Source organism: Azovibrio restrictus DSM 23866, from assembly GCF_000429665.1.
In the GTDB taxonomy this organism is placed as follows: Bacteria; Pseudomonadota; Gammaproteobacteria; order Burkholderiales; family Rhodocyclaceae; genus Azovibrio; species Azovibrio restrictus.
In genome coordinates, this window is sequence record NZ_AUCH01000006.1 from 174,175 (window position 1) to 188,892 (window position 14,718).

The 14,718-nt window shown below is 68.5% G+C and carries 14 protein-coding genes; all 14 read right to left on the reverse strand.

The features are described from left to right. Positions 1-46: 46 nt before the first annotated feature. The gene (locus G474_RS0108225) at positions 47-607 is read right to left on the reverse strand and encodes a sugar transferase (protein WP_026686555.1); all 561 of its coding nucleotides are present in this window, start codon (positions 605-607) and stop codon (positions 47-49) included. After that, complete coding sequence (locus G474_RS0108230) at positions 604-1,635, reverse strand: NAD-dependent epimerase/dehydratase family protein (protein ID WP_084513655.1); 1,032 nt, start codon at positions 1,633-1,635, stop codon at positions 604-606. The genes G474_RS0108225 and G474_RS0108230 overlap by 4 nt, the downstream gene beginning before the upstream one ends. Continuing rightward, entirely contained in the window at positions 1,632-3,074 is a 1,443-nt protein-coding gene (gene mgtE / locus G474_RS0108235) for a magnesium transporter (RefSeq protein ID WP_026686557.1), read from the reverse strand. The genes G474_RS0108230 and mgtE overlap by 4 nt, the downstream gene beginning before the upstream one ends. A 71-nt stretch (positions 3,075-3,145) precedes the next feature. Next, positions 3,146-3,853 carry a monofunctional biosynthetic peptidoglycan transglycosylase gene (mtgA, locus tag G474_RS0108240; RefSeq protein ID WP_156919198.1) on the reverse strand — a complete coding sequence of 236 codons (708 nt, stop codon included), beginning with the start codon at positions 3,851-3,853 and terminating at the stop codon, positions 3,146-3,148. Between the two features lie 5 nt (positions 3,854-3,858). Beyond that, entirely contained in the window at positions 3,859-4,689 is an 831-nt protein-coding gene (aroE, locus tag G474_RS0108245) for a shikimate dehydrogenase (protein ID WP_026686559.1), read from the reverse strand. A gap of 91 nt (positions 4,690-4,780) precedes the next feature. Continuing rightward, positions 4,781-5,647 (reverse strand): TonB family protein, encoded by an 867-nt coding sequence (locus G474_RS20110; RefSeq protein ID WP_051282126.1) that lies wholly within the window; start codon positions 5,645-5,647, stop codon positions 4,781-4,783. 3 nt (positions 5,648-5,650) lie between these two features. After that, entirely contained in the window at positions 5,651-7,570 is a 1,920-nt protein-coding gene (locus tag G474_RS0108255) for a ribonuclease catalytic domain-containing protein (protein ID WP_026686560.1), read from the reverse strand. A 7-nt stretch (positions 7,571-7,577) separates the two neighbouring features. After that, positions 7,578-8,150 (reverse strand): YqiA/YcfP family alpha/beta fold hydrolase, encoded by a 573-nt coding sequence (locus G474_RS0108260; protein WP_051282127.1) that lies wholly within the window; start codon positions 8,148-8,150, stop codon positions 7,578-7,580. Beyond that, positions 8,135-8,959: an undecaprenyl-diphosphate phosphatase gene (locus G474_RS0108265; RefSeq protein WP_026686562.1), complete on the reverse strand. Its 825-nt coding sequence runs from the start codon at positions 8,957-8,959 to the stop codon at positions 8,135-8,137. Before G474_RS0108265 ends, G474_RS0108260 begins: the two co-directional genes overlap by 16 nt. A gap of 124 nt (positions 8,960-9,083) precedes the next feature. Then, the gene (locus G474_RS20115; protein ID WP_051282129.1) at positions 9,084-9,500 is read right to left on the reverse strand and encodes a hypothetical protein; all 417 of its coding nucleotides are present in this window, start codon (positions 9,498-9,500) and stop codon (positions 9,084-9,086) included. Between the two features lie 64 nt (positions 9,501-9,564). After that, positions 9,565-11,145 carry a DUF4139 domain-containing protein gene (locus tag G474_RS0108275; protein ID WP_026686563.1) on the reverse strand — a complete coding sequence of 527 codons (1,581 nt, stop codon included), beginning with the start codon at positions 11,143-11,145 and terminating at the stop codon, positions 9,565-9,567. Between the two features lie 64 nt (positions 11,146-11,209). Then, positions 11,210-12,043, reverse strand: a complete 834-nt coding sequence (locus G474_RS0108280) for an SIR2 family NAD-dependent protein deacylase (protein ID WP_026686564.1) — start codon at positions 12,041-12,043, stop codon at positions 11,210-11,212. 18 nt (positions 12,044-12,061) lie between these two features. After that, entirely contained in the window at positions 12,062-12,313 is a 252-nt protein-coding gene (locus G474_RS0108285) for a YkgJ family cysteine cluster protein (RefSeq protein ID WP_084513666.1), read from the reverse strand. Positions 12,314-12,321: 8 nt separating this feature from the next. After that, positions 12,322-14,688, reverse strand: a complete 2,367-nt coding sequence (locus tag G474_RS20120) for a phosphoketolase family protein (protein WP_043463674.1) — start codon at positions 14,686-14,688, stop codon at positions 12,322-12,324. Positions 14,689-14,718: the final 30 nt, after the last annotated feature.

Sequence of the window (14,718 nt, forward strand, 5' to 3'; positions counted from 1 at the left end):
TGGCTACGGGCAACTGTGGGCCGGGATACGATCCATCAGGGATAGCTCAGTGGCTGATGCCATCCCGTCGCAGCACCTTGCTGAAGGTCAGCCAGAGTATCTGCAGGTCGAAGCTCATGCTGCGCCGGGCCAGGTATTCGGCATCCAGGCGTACCTTCTCCGGGATGGGGAGTTCATCCCGGCCATTGATCTGGGCCCAGCCGGTCAGTCCAGGGAGCAGGGCATCGACACCCAGGGCCGTACGTTGCGCGATCAGGTCGCTCTGGTTGAACAGGGCGGGGCGGGGGCCGACGAAGCTCATGTGGCCCAGGAGGATGCTCCAGAGCTGGGGCAGTTCGTCCAGGCTGGAGCGGCGCAGGAAGGAGCCGATGGGGGTCAGATAGCTGTCCGGCCTGGCCAGCAGGTGGGTGGCGACAGCGGGGGTGTCCGTGCGCATGCTGCGGAACTTGGGCATGGAAAACAGCTGGTTATGGCGTCCGACCCGGTCTGACCAGTACAGGGCCGGGCCGGGAGAGGTCAGTTTCACCAGCAGGGCCAGCAGCAGCAAGGGCAGGGCCAGCAGGATCAACAGCAGCAGGCTGAGGCTCAGATCGAAAAGCCGTTTCACGTTGCTTGTCTTCCTCGGTTCTCTTTGTACCAGGCGCACATGGCGGCGATTCCCGTACTCAGGTCTTCCGGGGGGTGCCAGTCCAGTTGCCGGTAGGAGAGGCTGGGATCTATGCGGAAGTCGCCGCCCACCTTGTTGTAGGCCTCTCGTTTGCCAAGCAGTGTGCTGACGCTCCGGAGCAGCCCCGGAGGCAGGTGCAGCAGCCGGGGTTTTTGCCCCAGCTCCCGGGCAATGGTCGCAATCAGCTCCGGTGTGGATACCTCCTGGGCGTCGGCTACCAGCAGGATCTTTCCGGTGGCCTGGGGATGCCCGGCCGCATGGGTCAGAAAGGTGCTGAGGTTGCCGATACCCACCAGGCTGCGCCGATTGCGAATGGCTCCCAAGGGTAGAGGCAGGCCCCGGCAGACCAGGTTCAGGAGGGTGAGCATGTTGCCCTTTACCCCGGGGCCATGTACCAGGGGGGGGCGGACGATGCAGACTTCCATGGGGCTGATCTCCATCTCCTGCAGCAGCAGGCGCTCTGCTTCCAGCTTGGAAATGGCATAGGGGTCCACGGGCTTGGTGGGGGAGTTCTCGGTAAAGGGCGCGGCGGTGGAATTGCAGCCGTACACCGCCACAGAGCTCAGGAAGAGTAGCCGGTTCACTCCCGCCTGCCGGGCGGCACAGGCCAAGGCCCGGGTAGGCTCCACATTGGCACGGCGATAGGTTTGCAGGGCATTCGGCAGATTTTTGTCCGCTTGATGGGCGCGGCCCGCCAGATGGATCACCGCTTGCACCTGGGTACAGGCGTTCAGCCATGGCGCAGGGTCGGTGCAGGAATGCTCCATATGCGTGAGCTCCAGCCCCGGTGGCGCCTGCAGGACTTGGCGCAGGTGTTCACCCCGTTCCCGGGAGGAGACCACCGCCCGGACCCTGTGGCCGGCCTCCAGGAGATGCCGGCAGAGGTGCTGGCCGATAAAACCGCTGGCGCCGGTGACGAGGAAACGGGAGGCTGGAGTTCCAGCGTCTGGCGATAAGCTGGGCGTCACAGCAGGAACAGGGTGGCGAGGCCCAGGAAGATGAAGAAGCCGCCGGAGTCGGTCAGGGCCGTGATCATCACCGAGCCGCCGATGGCCGGGTCTGCCCCCAGGCGCTGGCGCAGCATGGGGACGCCGACGCCGGCGAAGGCGGCGAGCAGCAGGTTCAGGGTCATGGCGGCGGTCATCACCGCCCCCAGGGAGGCGCTGTCGTACAGCCACCAGGCCAGGAAGCCCAGCAGGCCGCCCCAGAGCAGGCCGTTGATCAGGGCCACGCCGAGCTCCTTCTTGAGCAGCCGGCGGGTGGCGTCGGGCTTCACCTGGCCCATGGCGATGGCGCGCACGATCATGGTGATGGTCTGGTTGCCCGAGTTGCCGCCGATGCCGGCGACGATGGGCATCAGGGCGGCCAGGGCCACCAGCTTCTCGATGGAGCCCTCGAAGGCGCCGATGACCCGGGAGGCGATGAAGGCGGTGACCAGGTTCACCGCCAGCCAGGACCAGCGGTTCTTCACCGAGTCCCACACCGAGGCGAAGATGTCTTCCTCTTCCTTCAGACCGGCGTGGGCCAGTTGTTCGGCTTCCGATTCTTCCCGGATGAAGTCCACCACCGCCACCAGGGTGAGGCGGCCCACCACCCGGTTCAGGGTGTCCACCACGGGGGCGGACACCAGGTCGTAACGCTCGAAGGCCTGGGCGGCTTCTTCGGCCTCGTCTTCCGGGTGGAAACGGACGATGTCCTTGCGCATCACGTCCAGAACGTTCATTTCCGGGTCGTTGATGAGCAGGGCTTCCAGGGTCAGGACGCCGATCAGGTGCTCGTCCCGGTCCACCACGAAGATCTTGTCCGTATGGTCCGGCAATTCCTCGAAGCGGCGCAGGTAGCGCAGCACCACTTCCAGGCTCACGTCCTCCCGGACGGTGACCATGTCGAAGTCCATCAGGGCCCCGACCGTGTCCTCCGGGTAGGAAATGGCGGCCCGCAGCTGTTCCCGCTCTTCCGTGGGCAGGGCCTGGAACACGTCCTCCACCACTTCCTGGGGCAGGTCGGGGACCAGGTCGGCCAGGTCGTCCGTGTCCAGGGATTCGGCGGCGGCCACCAGTTCGTGGCGCTCCATGGACTCGATCAGGGTTTCCCGGACCGCGTCGGAGACTTCCAGCAGGATTTCCCCGTCCCGCTCCGCCTTGACCAGGTCCCAGACCAGCAGACGCTCTTCCAGAGGCAGGGCCTCGAGGATGTAGGCCACGTCTGCCGGGTGCATCTTGTCCAGCTTGTGCCGGAGCTCGTTCAGGTTCTGCTTGTGGACCAGCTCCTCCACCAGGTCATGGCGGGGCATGTCCTGGCGATGCACCAGGTCTTCCACCAGCTTGTGCCGGGCGAGCAGGGCCTCCACCTCATGGAGGCGGTCCTGCAGGTCATCCGTGTCGGGGAGCTGGGTATCGTCGGTCATGGTGCGGTGCCGCAAAGGTGGGCGCATTTTAGCATTGAAGCGGCGCCGCCCCGGGGCGCTTTCGCACCGCCTCAGGGGAGCTGGGCGGCGGGCATGCGGGCCAGGATGATGGCGGTCTTGCGGGCCAGGCCGGGGGCGTTGCGGTTGCGGTCGTAAAAGCGCGGATTGGGCACCATGGCCGCCAGTTTGGCGGCCTGGGAAGGCGTCAGCCGGGCGGCGCTGGCGCTGTAGTAGTGGTGGGCGGCGGCTTCGGCGCCGAACACCCCGTTACCCCACTCGATCACGTTCAGATACACCTCGAAGATGCGCTCCTTGTCCCACAGGGATTCGATCATCAGGGTGATCACCGCCTCCTGGCCCTTGCGCACCATGGACTTGGTGGGGCTGAGGAAGAGGTTCTTGGCGAGCTGCTGGGAAATGGTGGAGCCGCCGGCCACGAAGCGGCCCTTCTTTTGGTTCTTTTCCATGGCCTTCTGGATGCCCTCCCAGTCGAAACCCTCGTGGTCCACGAAGTTGGCATCCTCGGCGGCGATGATGGCCCGCTTCAAGTGGGGGGAAATCTGGGCGTAGGGGACCCACTGGTACTTCAGCTCCGCCTCCGGGGTCTTCTGGCGCAGCTCGTCCAGGCGCAGGCTCATGAAGTGGGTTTGCTGGGGCGGCACCCATTTCCACCACAGCACCCAGCCCAGCAGCCAGAGCTGGGTGAGCAGCAGCATGCCGAGCAGGACCAGCAGGCTCCACTTGATCCAGCCCAGGCAGCGGGCCAGCAGGCGTCCCATGGGGTTCAGCCCTGCAGCTCGGCGCGCAGCCGGGCCAGCAGGGCCCCGGTTTCGGGGCGCTGGCCGCGCCAGACCTGGAAGGCTTCGGCCGCCTGTTCCACCAGCATCCCCAGTCCGTCCGCCAGGCGGGCGGCGCCGGCTGCCCGGGCCTGGGCCAGGAAGGGGGTGTCTCCCTGGCCGTACATCATGTCGTAGGCCAGGCTGCCCGGGGCGAACAGGCCCGCCGGCAGGGGCAGGGCGGCGCCGCCCAGGCTGGCGGAGGTGGCGTTGATGAGCAGGTCGAACTGGCGCCCGGCCAGTGCTTCGAAGCTGCCGCCGCCCACGGGGAGATCGGCACCGGCGCTGAATTCTGCGGCCAGGGCCTGGGCTTTTGCGGGACTGCGGTTGGCGATCTGGAGGCTGGCGGGGCGGCGCTCCAGCAGGGGCAGGATGGCGCCCCGGGCGGCGCCGCCAGCCCCCAGCAGCAGGATGCGGCGGCCTGCCAGGGGGCAGCCCAGGTTGGCTTCCAGGTCCTGCACCAGGCCGGCCCCATCGGTGTTGTCACCGCAGATGCGGCCGTCCGCCAGGCTCAGGGTATTGACCGCCCCGGCCGCCCGGGCCCGGGGGCTGAGCGCGTCGCAGAGGCGGAAGGCTTCTTCCTTGAAGGGCACGGTGACGTTGGCACCCTGGCCTCCCTCGGCCATGAACTGGCGCACGGCGGCGGCAAAGCCGTCCAGGGGCGCGAGCCGGGCCTCGTAGTGGAGGTCCTGGCCGGTCTGGGCGGCAAAGGCGGCGTGGATGCGGGGGCTTTTGGAATGGGCAATGGGATTGCCGAACACGGCGTAGCGTGCAGTCATGGGGTGAGTGGTGAGTGGTGAGTGGTGAGTGGTGAGTGGTGAGTGGTGAGTGGGGGGCTCCTCGACTCATCACCCTCTACGCTCGACTGCTTTACTTGGTCTCGATGCTGTCGCTGCGGGTGAAGGTCCAGGCCCGGGTGATCACCAGCTGGTCCGTGTCCCGGCTGATGGCCGGGGGGAAGGGGGCGTAGGGGCCGGCCATCTGGACGATGCGGCGGGCCGCGTCATCCAGGATCTGGTGCCCCGAGGAGCGGTCGATGCTGATGGTCAGCACCTCCCCGTCCCGGCCCAGGGTCACGGTCAGGGTCAGGCTACCGTAGAGCTTGCCCCGGGCGGCCTCGGGATAGTTGAGGGTGCCCACCCGCTCCACCTTCTGGCGCCAGTCCTCGATGTACTGGGCAAAGCGGTATTCCTGGGTGCGGGCACCCACGAACTTCTTGCGCGGCCGCTTGTTGTATTCCTCGGTGTTCTTGGCGATCTCGCCTTCCAGGCGGGCCATGGCCCGGGCGGCCTCGGCCAGGTCCAGGCCGTTGACCGGCGTGGGCGGCTGGGGCACCGGCTCCATGGCCTTGTCCTGGGGCTTGGTCCGGGCCTGGCTGGCCTGGGCCAGCAGTTCCCGCTGCCGGGTTTCCAGTTCCTGGACCCGGCGCTGCATGTGCTCCAGCTGGTCCCCGGTCTGGGACTGCTGGGTGGGCGGCAGGGGGGTGGCGGTGCGCCGCTCCTGGTCCGTGTTGCCGCCCCCGTCCAGATTGGCCTGGGCCAGGGCCTGGGCTTCCCGGGGCTTGCTGGCGCTGCGGCTGTTGACCAGGATCACGTCCAGGGCCTTGTCCTGGAGCTTCTTCGAGGCTTCGGGGAAGGTGAAGTGCAGGGACAGGGCCATCCCGTGCAGCAGGAAGGAGGCGGTCAGGGCCAGGCTGAAGGTGGAAAACTGGGGGAGGAAGGCGGTCCGCTTCGACATGGGTCAGTCCTGGGCTTCTCCGGCAAGGTCGTCGGCCTCGTCGGGGGCGGGTTCATCGGCCAGCTCGGGCAGCACCTCCAGCAGGTGGCAGCGCACTTCCAGGCCGAGGAAGTCGAGGCCATCCACCCCCAACACCACGCGCCGGCCCGGGGCCAGTTCGGGGAGGCCGGGAATGCGGCTGAGCAGGGGCAGGTGGTCGAACTTGACCAGCTCCTCCCGGCGCACGGTGGCGCCGATCTGCTGCACCTGTTCCTGCTGCAGCCAGCGCAGGCACCAGTAGCGTTCCAGGTTGCGCTGGAATTCTCCGTAGGCGGCGTAGGTGAGCTCGAAATCGCGCATGGCGGCGAACAGTTCCGCCGAGCGCTGGGCGAAGGGGGGCGTCTGGCCCGTCAGGCAGGCGGCCAGCTGCCACTGGTTGACCAGGTCGCAGTAGCGCCGCAAGGGGGAAGTCATCCAGGCGTACTGGGGCACCCCCAGGCCCTCGTGGGGCTGGGGCTGGGTGGTCATGCGCGCCTTGCCGCCGGTCTGGGCCCGGTACAGGCAGGCGATGTTGTGCTCGGCCAGCAGGCCGCCCCAGGTGGAGTTGGCGACGATCATCAGTTCCGCCACCAGCTTGTCCAGGGGGCTGCCCCGCTTTCTTTCGCTGATTTCCACCCGGCAGTTTTCTGGATCGGCCAGGTCCCCGTGGATGGCGAAGTTGTAGTCGTTGATGCCCTGGGTGGCCGAAGGCTTGCCGCGCCGGCCTTCGCAGGCGTTGGCGAAGCGCCAGAGCAGGTGCAGCTCGTCCTTGAAGGGCTCGTCGGGCAGGGGGCCGTCCACGGTCTCGGCGTTGAACCAGGGCTCCACCTGGTGGTGGCGCAGGTTGGCGGCGATGTGCACCAACTCGGCCCGGGATTCCTGGTCCTGGATTTCCAGGTTGTCGTCCACCGTCAGGTACAGGGACAGGGCCGGGCAGTCCCGCCCCCCTTCCAGGGTGTAAGCGCCCACCACGGCGTCCGGCAGCATGGTGATCTTGTGGCCGGGCATGTACACGGTGGACAGCCGCGCCCGGGCGATGGCGTCCAGGGGGCCGCCCTGGGCGATGGCCAGGCCGGGGGCGGCGATGTGGATGCCGATGCGCCAGCCCATGCCGGGCAGGCGGGTGACCGAGAGGGCGTCGTCCACCTCGGTGGTGTGGGCGTCATCAATGGAGAAGGCGCGCACCTCGGCCCGGGGCAGGTCGGTGGGCCAGGGCGGGGTGTCCACGGCGGGGAAGCCGGTGCCCTTGGGAAACTGGTCCAGGAGGAAGCGGCGGAAATGCACCTCGTAGGGGGATTTCAACGCCCCCACCTGGAGCAGCAGCTCGGGAGTGCTGCAGCCCAGGGCTTCGCAGGCGGCCTCGAAGGCCTTGATCTCGGGCCGGTTCCGGTCCGGCTTGCCGAGCAGGCTGTCGGCGTAGGGTGCCAGTTCCGGGGGCAGGCGGCCTTCCTTCAGCGCCTGGACCCAGGCTTCGATGGCGAGGGCCTGCTGACGCTTTTTTTCAAGAGCGGCCAGAGCTGCCTGGAGAATGTCGGCAGGGGCTTTGCGGAACCGCCCTTTGCCCTTGCGATGGAAGTAGACGGGAGCTGCGTGCAGGGCGAGCAGCAGCGATACCGCTTCCGGCGCCGTGGGCTCGTGGCCGAAGTAGTCTCGGGCCAGATCAAGAAATAGAAATTCGGCGTCACCCGCCACCTCCCAGAGGAATTCCGCTTCCATGTCGGCGCTCAGGGCTTCGGCCTGCTCCAGGATCTGGCTGGGGGCAGGGGCGGCAAAGCGCAGCAGCACCTGGGCTGCCTTGATCTTGCTGCGTTTTCCCGAGGGCATTTCCACCTGCAGGGACGTGTCGTTGTCCGTCAGGATGGTGCCGGCCTTGAAGCCGCCGTCTTCTTCAAATAGTACGTGCATCGGGGAATTATAAACCGGCAAATTCAAGGATTTGGGGAATGAAACGGGGAAACTGGGTGAAGCTGTGGTCGCCGCCGGGAAGAATCACCTGCTTGCAGCCGGCATAACGCTCCCGGGCGTCCCGGAAGTCGAGCACTGGGTCGCCCTCTTCCAGCAGCAGCAGGTAGCGGGCCGGGTCCGGGTGGGGCACGTCCAGGGCCCGCAGCTGGGCGCCATGGGCTGCGGTGAACACGAAGCTGCTGTCGTCGTGCAGGCTGGTCTGGGGGCCCAGGAACAGGTTCAGGTCGATGCGGCTCAGCACCGCCGGGTTGATCAACACGGCGCGCAGGTCGAAACGCTCCGCCAGCCAGGTAGCGTAGTAGCCTCCCAGGGAAGAGCCCGCCAGGGTGACAGGGGCCCGGCAGTCCCGCAGCAGGGTTTCCAGCATGGCGATGGCCGCTGCCGGCTCCCAGGGCAGGGCCGGGGCCAGCAGCTGCGCCCCCTGGCCCCGGGCTTCCATGGCCGCCTGCAGCTCCCGCACCTTCCAGGAGCGGGGCGAGGAGCGGAAGCCGTGCAGATAGAGGATCAGCCCGCCTGCCATTGCACCGCTCCCGTCCAGGCTGTGAGCAGCACCACGCAGCCGAACACGATGCGGTACCAGGCGAAGCCGATGAAGGTATGGTTGGAGATGAAGCGCAGCAGGGCCTTGACCGTGAGCATGGCGGCCACGAAGGAGGCCACGAAGCCGACGCTGAAGACCGGCAGGTCCTCCAGGCGCAGCAGCTGCCAGTTCTTGGCCACGTCGTAGACGGTGGCGGCGAACATGGTGGGAATGGCCAGGAAGAAGGAAAACTCGGTGGCCGCCTTGCGGGACAGGCCGAACATCAGCCCCCCCATGATGGTGGCGCCGGAGCGGGAAACCCCGGGGAACATGGCGATGGACTGGGCGAAGCCCACCTTCAGGGCATCTTTCCAGCCCATGTCATCCACGGCCTGGACCCGGGGATGGTAGGCCCGCTTCTCGATGTAGAGGATCAGGAGGCCGCCGCCGATCAGGGCCAGGGCCACGGTGACGGGGTTGAACAGATAGGTCTTGATGGTGCTGTGGAACAGCACCCCGAGCACGGCGGCGGGCAGGAAGCCCACCAGCAGCAGGCTGGCGAAGCGTTGCTGCACCGGGTCCGAGGCCAGCCCGCCCAGGGCCTGGCCGATGCGCTCCCGGAAATGCCAGCACACGGCCAGGATGGCGCCCAGCTGGATGACGATCTTGAACACCTTGCTCTGCTCGTCCGTGTAGTCCAGCAGGCTGCCGACGATGATCAGGTGGCCGGTGGAGGAAATCGGCAGGAATTCGGTCAGCCCCTCGACGATGCCGAGGATCAGGGCTTTCAGGAGCAGGATGGGGTCCATGGGTGCAGCCGGGCAAAGGGCGGATTCTAGCACCGGGGTTGCCGGCGCTTTTTAGCGGTTTGGTATCAGCGGCCCCGGCCGGGGAAGGCGGTGCAGCAATCCTCCCGGCCGGGCCGGCCTGGGGCTACTGCAACTGCGTGAAGTCGGGATGACCTTGCAGAAGCTGGTAGGAGATCGGGCCGTTGCGGGGGTCGGTGGGGCCCTCCCAGGCGCTGCCCAGGGCCCGGCCCTGGAGCTCCAGGCAATATTCCCGGGGCTCACGGCCCGGGGGCAGGGTGGTCACGGTCAGGCAGACGCTGTCTTCGGTGGCGCGCCAGCTGCCGGCGCTGCTCCGGCCGTTGGGGGCCAGTTGCTGGAAGTGCTGGTCCGCATGGAACTGGATCAGGGTGGGGCCGAACCAGTTCTTGACCAGCAGGGTGTTGCCGGACACCAGCTGCCCGGGGGGCTGCGGTGCCTCATCCATGGCCAACCCGGTCTGGGCGAAGGCGGCCAGCAGAAGGGCGGTCAGGCCGCGGAAGCTGGGGCGAGGGGAGGTTTGCATGGTAGATCTCCGGTGGGGAAAGGGGCGGCCCCGGTAGGTTGGGGCCGGATGGAGGGGCTTGGCCTCAGTCCAAACCCAGGATTTCCTGCTCCCGGGGCCAGCGGACCCGGTAGTCGGCGGAAAATTCCTGGGCGGCGCCGGCTTTCAGCTCCTGTTCCCAGGCCACCACCCCCTGGCGGCCCTGCCAGTCCTGCTGGCTGACCGGCGGCTTGAACCGGGCTTCTACCTGTATCTCGCTGTCCCGGGCCACCGGGCTGGCGTCGAGGACGAGGATGTCCATGGGCCGGCGGTGCTGGTTGGTGATGGTGAACAGGTCGGCGATGCGCCGTTCCGTCTGCTGCCCGACGAAGCCGGCGCTGGCCTGGTCGGCGGCCAGCTGGCGGGTCGCCACCTTGATGCGCTCGTCGCGCCCGAAGGAGAGTTCCAGCTCCGTGTCCTCGGCCGGGTCCCAGGTGTCGCGGCCCACGTAGGCGCCGTCCCGGTAGAACTGCATTTCCCCGGCCGGCCAGACCCCCTCGGGCAGCTCGCCCTGGGCGATCAGGTAGGCGGCTTTCTCCTGGCGCGGCGCGATCCGGGCCTGCAGTTCCACGGGCAGCTGCAGCCGTCCCAGGGAGACGTTGATCTTGCCCCCGTCGGCAGGCAGGCTGAGCTTGCCGGGAATCACGTATTCAGTGGCGAATTCGCTCTGGTTCACGGCCACCTGGAACAGGGGCTCTCTCTCCCGGGCGGGGACTGCCGGCCGGGCCAGCTTCGCGGCGGCGGCCATGGGCTCGGCGCGCTCCAGTAGTTCGTCCGCCTCCGGTTTCTCTGCCTCCAGGGACAGTTCCCAGGTGTAGGGCAGAGGGCCGGCGACCTGCTGGCGCGGCTGGCCGGTGGACAGGGTCAGGCTGACCTGGCTCCAGTCCTCGCCGCTGCGCTGGGCGATCTGGGCCATGCGCTCCAGCTCCACCCGCTTGCGGTCGCTGTCCAGCATGGCCCGGTAGGCGGGGCGCCAGCCCGCGTCGGCGAACAGGTAGCGGATGCGCAGGCGGCCATCCTGGTGGGCCTGGAGGCGCAGCTGCAACTGGCGTACGGAATTCACCCCGGGGCGCACCCGTTCCAGGTCCTGGCGCCGGGCTTCCAGCTCCCGTGTCAGATCGATCTTGCGGTTGTCGATGTCGAGGATGCGGCGCTGGGACTGGAGGCTGCCCTGGCGGATGGTCTCCAGGGTGCGGGCCGGATTGCCGCTATGGATGTTGTCATTGGGGGTGGCCAGGGCGTCCAGATATTTCAGGGCCCGGGCGGCGGCCTTGCGTTCCACGTCCAGGCTGTTCAGGTTTTCTTCCAGGCCGCGCACCAGCTTTTCCAGGCGCGCCTCCTCGGCGTTGAGGGGGGCGCTGCGGGCCCGGTCCCGCCAGGCCTGCTCGCCGATCTCGATGCCCGCATCGGCCTCGATCTGGACGCTATCCACGTCGAAGCTGGCCGGCAATCCGTCGATCTCCAGCTGGGTCTGGCCGGCCCGTACCTGGGCCACCCGCTCCACCAGGGCGCTGCCCGGGTAGAGCACGACCCGGCTCACCGGGGCCGTCTGGCCCGCCTGGGCCGAGCCCCAGCACAGCAGGGTGAGCAGGAACAGGCTGGCGCGGTTGGGCAGGACGGGCATCATGACGTTGGCCTTGGAAATGAGGTGCGGCGATTATAGCCCCGCCCCGGCGCCCGCCAAGGGGGCTTCAGTCTTCCCGGTAGAGCAGCTCCAGGGCCTGGTCCAGCTGCTCCAGGGCGGCCAGGGCACCCAGGGCCAGGCCCTGGCCGACTTTGCCGGCGGGCAGGGCGGGTTCCCGGGGATTGATGCGCAGCAGGGGCCAGGGCAGGCTTTCCCCCAGGTGCCGGATGGAAGGGACATCAATGCCGGCGCCGCATTCGATGATCAGGGGGCGGCGCGCCGCGGCAAGCCAGCTGTCCCAGTTCCGGCGCTGGGCTTCCTGGCGCTGGGCCACCCAGTCCCCGTCTCCGAACATCAGGATGTTGGGGCGGGCCAGCCCGCCGCAGTGGGGACAGGAGGGCAGCTCTCCCAGCCAGTGGCAGTGTTCCGGGTCTATCCGGGGTTCCAGAGGCGCGGCCGGCCAGAGCCGGGCGCAGCAGGGGGCGGCGCACTGGAGCTGATGGATGGAGCCGTGGATCTCCAGGATCTCGTTGGCGTCGCAGCCGGCTTTCTGGAACTGGCCATCCACGTTGCTGGTGACCACGAAGGCCCCGCCGGGCAGGCGCGCCGCCCAGGCCTGCAGCAGGGCAAAGCCCCGGTGCGGGCGGGTGCGGCGGTAGAGGTCCAGCCGGTGGCCGTAGAAGCCCCAGGCCAGCCGGGGATGGTCGTGGAAGGCGGCGGGGTTGGCGATGGACTGGAACGGGATGCCTGCCCGGCCCAGGGCCGGATAGGCCTGCCAGAAGCCGCTGCTGCCCCGGAAATCGGGCAGGCCGGAATCCACGCCCATGCCGGCGCCGGCGGTGATGAGCAGGGCATCGGCCTGGTGGATCAGGCGGGCGGCGGCGAGGATTTCAGTCTGCATGGCGTTCCCGGGGCGGGTTCAGCGGGTCAGTTGTTCGAGGCGCTCCAGCCAGGCCAGGGCTTCCGCCTGGCTGGCGCCGCACATTTCCGGCGCCGGCTGCAGGCCGCCGCAGACGGCGGGGCGCTCCGGCCGGCCGAAAATGGCGCAACGGTTGTCCTCCAGGAGCTGGATGCAGCGCACCCCCGCCGGTTTGCCCTGGGGCATGCCGGGAATGGGGGAGGAGATGGAGGGGGCGGTGCAGCAGGCGCCGCAGCCCGGGCGGCATTCCAGGACTTCGCTCACGGACGGCCGCTCCAGGTCCAGCCGGTGATGGCCTCCGGGTCCACCCCGTGGGCGTGGGCATGGGCCCGGCACTGCTGCTGCCGTTCCTGTAGGGATTGGCGCACGTGGGCCCCGGCCACGGCCAAGCGCGGCACCCGGTCGATGACGTCCATGGCCAGGGAGTAGCGGTCGATCTGGTTATCCATGGCCAGTTCCAGGGGCGTGCAGATGCTGCCCCGCTCCTTGTAGCCGCGCACGTGCAGCTTGGTGTGGTTGGGGCGCCGGTAGGCGAGCCGGTGGATCAGCCAGGGGTAGCCGTGGAAGTTGAAGACGATGGGCCGGTCGGCGGTGAACAGCCCGGTCCAGTCCCGGTCCGAGAGGCCGTGGGGATGCTCTTCCGCCGGGCTGAGCTTGAACAGGTCCACCACGTTCACGAAGCGCAGCTTGAGATCGGGGAAGTGGCGGTAGAGCAGCTCCGCCGCGGCCAGGGCCTCCTGGGTGGCCACGTCGCCGCAGCTGGCCAGCACCACTTCCGGCTCGGTACCCGCCTCGTCGTCCGAGCTGGCCCAGTCCCACAGGCCGATGCCCCGCTCGCAGTGCAGGGCGGCGGCTTCCGCGTCCAGGTACTGCAGGTGGGCCTGCTTGTCGGCGACGATGACGTTGATCACGTCGGTTTCCCCCAGGCAGCGGTCCGCTACCGCCAGCAGGCAGTTGGCGTCCGGCGGCAGGTAGATGCGGGTCACCGCCGGGCTCTTGTTCACCACCAGGTCAAGGAAACCCGGGTCCTGGTGGGTGAAGCCGTTGTGGTCCTGGCGCCAGACGGTGGAGGTGATGAGCAGGTTGAGGGCCGATACCGGCGCCCGCCAGGGCACTTCCCGGCACATCTCCAGCCACTTGGCGTGCTGGTTGAACATGGAGTCGATGACGTGCACGAAGGCCTCGTAGGTGGACAACAGGCCGTGCCGCCCGGTGAGCAGGTAGCCTTCCAGCCAGCCTTCCAGGGTGTGTTCCGAGAGCATCTCCATGACCCGGCCGTCGGCCGCCAGGTGGCCGCCGTCGGCGTCCTCGGGATGCACCTCTCCGAGCCAGGCCTTGCCGGTGGCCTGGTAAATCGCTCCCAGCTTGTTGGAGGCGGTTTCATCCGGGCCGAACAGGCGGAAGTTATCCGGGTTGCGGCGCACCAGGGCGGCCAGGTAATGGCCCAGGGGGTCGGTATTGCTGTGGCGCTGGCGGCCGGGAGCCTCCGGGGCCACGGCGCTGCTGCGCCAGTCGGGGCGCTCCAGGGGACGGCGCAGCAGGCCGCCGTTGGCGTGGGGATTGGTTCCCAGGCGGCGGGCGCCCGGGGGGGCGAAATCCTGCAGCAGGGGTGCCGGTTCGCCGTCCTCGGTGAACAGTTCATCCGGCCGGTACGACTGCAGCCATTCCTGCAGCAGGCGGCGGTTTTCTTCGTTGTGGCGGGGATCGGCCAGGGGCACCTGGTGGGCCCGCCAGGTGCCTTCCACTTGATGGCCGTCGGCCTGCCTGGGCCCGGTCCAGCCCTTGGGCGAGACGAGCACGATCATGGGCCAGCGGGGCCGTTGCAGCGGGCCCTTGCCGCTGCGGGCGGCAGCCTGGATGGCGCGGATTTCCGTCAGGCATGCGTCCATGGCCGCCGCCATGGCCCGGTGCATGGCGGCCGGTTCCTGGCCCTCGACGATCTTCGGGGCCCAGCCGTAGCCGGTGAACAGGGCCAGCAGTTCCTCCCGGGGGATGCGGGCCAGGATGGTGGGGTTGGCGATCTTGTAGCCGTTCAAGTGCAGGATGGGCAGCACCGCCCCGTCCCGGGCCGGGTTGAGGAATTTGTTGGAGTGCCAGGCAGTGGCCAGGGGGCCGGTCTCGGCTTCCCCGTCCCCCACCATCACGGTTACCAGCAGCTCCGGGTTGTCGAAGGCGGCGCCGAAGGCGTGGGAGAGGCTGTAGCCCAGTTCGCCCCCTTCGTGGATGGAGCCCGGCACTTCCGGCGTGCAGTGGCTGCCCAGACCGCCGGGGAAGGAGAAGTCGCGGCAGAAACGGGCCAGCCCGGTCAGGCCCCAGCCCCGTTCCGGGCTGTGCTCGCCGATGCTGCCTTCCAGCCAGGCCGGGCCCAGGATGCCCGGGGCCCCGTGGCCCGGGCCAGCGAGAAAGATGGCCTCCAGGTCGTGCCGGCGGATCAGCCGGGTCAGGTGGGCGTAGGTGAAGGCCAGGCCCGGGCTGGCACCCCAGTGGCCCAGGGGCCGCGCCTTGATGTGTTCAGGGGCCAGTGGCTGGCGCAGCAGGGGATTGTCCTGCAGGTAGATCATGGCGCCGGCCAGGTAGTTGGCGGCGCGCCAGAAGGCATCCAGTTGCTGCAATTCGGCGTCGTTCATGGTCGGGAGAGGAAGGCAGAGAGCAAGGGG

Coding starts and splice junctions, on each gene's coding strand:
- mgtE (WP_026686557.1), bottom strand. CDS start 3,074: ATGACCGACGATACCCAGCTCCCCGACACGGATGACCTGCAGGACCGC.
- mtgA (WP_156919198.1), bottom strand. CDS start 3,853: ATGGGACGCCTGCTGGCCCGCTGCCTGGGCTGGATCAAGTGGAGCCTG.
- aroE (WP_026686559.1), bottom strand. CDS start 4,689: ATGACTGCACGCTACGCCGTGTTCGGCAATCCCATTGCCCATTCCAAA.
- G474_RS20110 (WP_051282126.1), bottom strand. CDS start 5,647: ATGTCGAAGCGGACCGCCTTCCTCCCCCAGTTTTCCACCTTCAGCCTG.
- G474_RS0108255 (WP_026686560.1), bottom strand. CDS start 7,570: ATGCACGTACTATTTGAAGAAGACGGCGGCTTCAAGGCCGGCACCATC.
- G474_RS0108260 (WP_051282127.1), bottom strand. CDS start 8,150: ATGGCAGGCGGGCTGATCCTCTATCTGCACGGCTTCCGCTCCTCGCCC.
- G474_RS0108265 (WP_026686562.1), bottom strand. CDS start 8,959: ATGGACCCCATCCTGCTCCTGAAAGCCCTGATCCTCGGCATCGTCGAG.
- G474_RS20115 (WP_051282129.1), bottom strand. CDS start 9,500: ATGCAAACCTCCCCTCGCCCCAGCTTCCGCGGCCTGACCGCCCTTCTG.
- G474_RS0108275 (WP_026686563.1), bottom strand. CDS start 11,145: ATGATGCCCGTCCTGCCCAACCGCGCCAGCCTGTTCCTGCTCACCCTG.
- G474_RS0108280 (WP_026686564.1), bottom strand. CDS start 12,043: ATGCAGACTGAAATCCTCGCCGCCGCCCGCCTGATCCACCAGGCCGAT.
- G474_RS20120 (WP_043463674.1), bottom strand. CDS start 14,688: ATGAACGACGCCGAATTGCAGCAACTGGATGCCTTCTGGCGCGCCGCC.